Annotated in this window: 5 protein-coding genes; 3 read left to right on the forward strand and 2 right to left on the reverse strand. The window is 68.7% G+C overall.

What is annotated here, in order from left to right; translation table 11 throughout:
• Window positions 1-1,106 (forward strand): ABC transporter permease (locus HUX88_RS31735; RefSeq protein ID WP_176364362.1); only part of this gene is annotated, 1,106 nt, incomplete at its 5' end.
• An 11-nt stretch (window positions 1,107-1,117) separates the two neighbouring features.
• Window positions 1,118-1,234 (forward strand): YdgA family protein, encoded by a 117-nt coding sequence (locus tag HUX88_RS31995; protein ID WP_217916528.1) that lies wholly within the window; start codon window positions 1,118-1,120, stop codon window positions 1,232-1,234.
• Here HUX88_RS31995 and HUX88_RS31740 read toward each other — a convergent pair.
• Window positions 1,227-1,457: a hypothetical protein gene (locus HUX88_RS31740; RefSeq protein ID WP_176364363.1), complete on the reverse strand. Its 231-nt coding sequence runs from the start codon at window positions 1,455-1,457 to the stop codon at window positions 1,227-1,229. The genes HUX88_RS31995 and HUX88_RS31740 overlap by 8 nt on opposite strands.
• Before the next feature lie 101 nt (window positions 1,458-1,558).
• On the reverse strand, window positions 1,559-2,263 hold the full coding sequence (locus HUX88_RS31745; RefSeq protein WP_176364364.1) for an ABC transporter substrate-binding protein: 705 nt from the start codon (window positions 2,261-2,263) through the stop codon (window positions 1,559-1,561).
• A gap of 234 nt (window positions 2,264-2,497) precedes the next feature.
• Between HUX88_RS31745 and HUX88_RS31750 the strand changes: the two genes are divergently transcribed.
• On the forward strand, window positions 2,498-2,869 hold the full coding sequence (locus HUX88_RS31750; protein WP_117015752.1) for a VOC family protein: 372 nt from the start codon (window positions 2,498-2,500) through the stop codon (window positions 2,867-2,869).
• Window positions 2,870-2,923 lie beyond the last annotated feature (54 nt).

Below are 2,923 nucleotides of genomic sequence, written 5' to 3' on the forward strand. Positions count from 1 at the left end.
TGCTGGCACTGGCCGGCGCCATGTACATGAGCAGCCTGAATATCCGGGCGGCGTCGGCGCGGCACCTGGTGGTGGCGGCGTCGGAGCGCCACTACGACATCGAAACCACGCTGGCCCGCCCGGCGCCGGTCGAGCAGGTCACGCGGCTGCTGGGCGCGCTGCCCCAGGTGGCGCTGGTCGAGGCGTGGGAGCGCAGCAGCGTGGCACGCGAACGCGCCGACGGCCTGGAGATCGAGCGGGTCTATCCCGACGGCGCGCACGGCACGCTGGCGGTGCAGGCGGTGCCGGAGCACAACGCCACGCTCAGCCTGGAGATGCTGGCCGGCCGCTGGCTGGCCGACGGCCAGTCCGGCGAGGTGGTGCTGAACAGCGCGGCGCTGGAGTTCTTCCCGCAGGCGCGGGTCGGCGGCGGCATCGGCATCGCCGCCCATGGCCGCACGCTGACCTTGCGGGTGGCCGGCATCGCGCGCCAGGACATGACGGCGGCTACGGTGTTCGTCTCGGCGCCGACCTATGCGCGCATGGCCGGGCGCCCGGGGCAGGCCGCCAGCTACCGCGTGGTGCTGCGCGCGCACGACGAGGCGGCCATCGCGCAGGCGGCGCGGGACATCGGCCGCACCTTGGCCGGCGCCGGCATCGAGGTCCGCATGAACATGACGGAGACCATGCTGCGCAAGGAGGTCGACGGCCATTTCGACCTGCTGATCGCGGCCATGCTGTTCATCGCGCTGCTGATGGCGGCGGTGGGCCTGTTCGGGCTGGGCTCGGCGATGGGCAGCAACGTGGCCGAGCGCGGACGCGAGTTCGGCATCATGCGCAGCATCGGCGCCAGTTCGGCCGTGGTGCTGCGCAATGTGCTGGCCGAGGGCGTGCTGGTAGCGCTGATGAGCGTGCCGCTGGCGCTGGCCCTGTCATTGCCGCTGTCGGCGGCCATCGGCGCCTATCTCGGCGAGCTGCTGTTCGGGCTGGCCTTTCCGCTGACCGTGTCGGCCGCCGGCGCGCTGGCCTGGCTGGCCATGGTCTTGCTGGGCGCCTTGCTGGCGAGCGGCTTGCCGGCGTGGTCGGCCTCGCGCCTCAGCATTCATCAAACGCTTGCCAGTCTTTGAAAGGACACGCCATGAAAAAATCCGCAGTGTATGCCGCCCTGATCGTCGCCGTGGGCATCGGCCTGTATGCCGCCGCGTGGTACATCGACCTGGTCGGCCTGTTCAAGCGCCTGCACGGCATTACCTGAGCTTGCGCGCCAGCCGGCGCGCCGTGAGGTGGCGTTCCATCAACAGCAGGAAGCGGGCCGCGCCACGGCCGATCTGGAGCTGGTCGGTGAACGCCTGGTGCCTGAGGAAGTCGCTCGATTCCAGCGCGGTCAGGCCGACGAGTATTTCGTGGCCGCTGGCGTCGACGTCCAGCGCGCCGACGAAGATAAGGAAGGTCCGGCCTTGGCTGGACAGGTTAAGCATTGCGCTCTCCGATTTGTCTTTTGGTTAAATGGAGAGTGTAACCGGCTGGCGTTGTCGTTCGTTACGGGATCGGCCCGCACGGTTGTAGGACGGGCGCCCGCCTACGAACCGTTCGCCACGCGCTGCTGGATCGCCTCGATCGCCTTTTCCGCGCGCATCTGGCGCAGCACGGCCGCCAGCGGCGCGGCCAGCGCTTCGTGCTGCTTGTTCAGGTAGTGGTACACCGGGAACGAGGCCAGCGGCGGGTTGAGCACGCGCACCTCGTCGAGCTTGAGGTTCCTGATCACCGCCATGCCCGACAGGCGATTGCCGACCACCAGGTCGGTGCGGCCCACCATCATCTTCTGGAACGCCTGTGTCATGGTCGGCACAGCCTCGGTGCGCATGCCGACGGTGTTCTCCTGCACGATCTTGATCCCGCGCACATGGCCGATGGTGTAGGGCTTGAGGCTGTCCCAGCCGTTGAGCACGAACTCGGTGCCGTGGGTGAAGACCACGATCTCGTAGGTCAGCAGCGGCACCGGCACGATGATGAGGTTGGGGTACAGGCGGTCCATGCCCAGCTTGCGGTACAGCTCGCCGTCCATGCGCCCTTCGTTGGCGTAGATCAGCGTGCGCTCGCCCGGCAGACGGTGCACCTCCAGCTGGTAGCCGAGGCGGTGGTAGGCTTCGCGCAGCACCTGTTCGGCGACGTCGGTGGCCGGGTCTTCGCCCAGCAGGGTGGAGACGTTGATGACGGGCTTGGCCGTCGCCACGGCGGGCAGCCATGGCAGCAGGGCAAGCTGGAGGAGGACGCGGCGCTTCATGTTCGTGGGCTTTCTGCGTGGCTCGGTGGAGAGCCATGTCCTCAGCATATACGCTGGCGCGCCGATCCGCCAATAGCCGGCGGCCCGCCGCCTGCCCGGACCGTTGGATTCCGGCCACGCGGGAATGTGCGCAAGGGCGGCACGCTCCTGACAGAAACTGTCGCAGCTTGCCATTAGCATAAGGGTCATGCGGCGCCGACATGGCGCGCCGCGCCAACCCACCAGGAGAACACCATGATCAATCCTAACTATGTCCTGCTGTATGTCGACGACCCGGTCGCCAGCGCCGCCTACTACGCCGACCTGCTGGGCCAGCAGCCGGTGGACGTCTCGCCGACCTTCTCGTTGTTCGCGCTGTCCTCGGGCCTGATGCTGGGCCTGTGGTCGCGCCACACGGTCGAGCCGAAGGCGCTGGCCTCGGGCGGTGGCGCCGAGCTGTGCATCCGCGTCGACGACCGCAGCGTGCTCAACGACATGTACGCCGACTGGTCGGCGCGCGGCGTGACCATCGCCCAGCGCCCGGTGGCGATGGACTTCGGCTACACCTTCATGGCCATCGACCGCGACGGCCACCGCCTGCGCGTGTTCGTGCGGGAAGGGGTGTAAGCATGGGGGCGGCCGGCCCCGCGCCCGGCGCCCCAATTCCCGGGTGACCCTCAC

Source organism: Duganella sp. BJB1802 (assembly GCF_013369445.1).
GTDB classification, from domain to species: Bacteria; Pseudomonadota; Gammaproteobacteria; order Burkholderiales; family Burkholderiaceae_D; genus Rugamonas; species Rugamonas vulcania_A.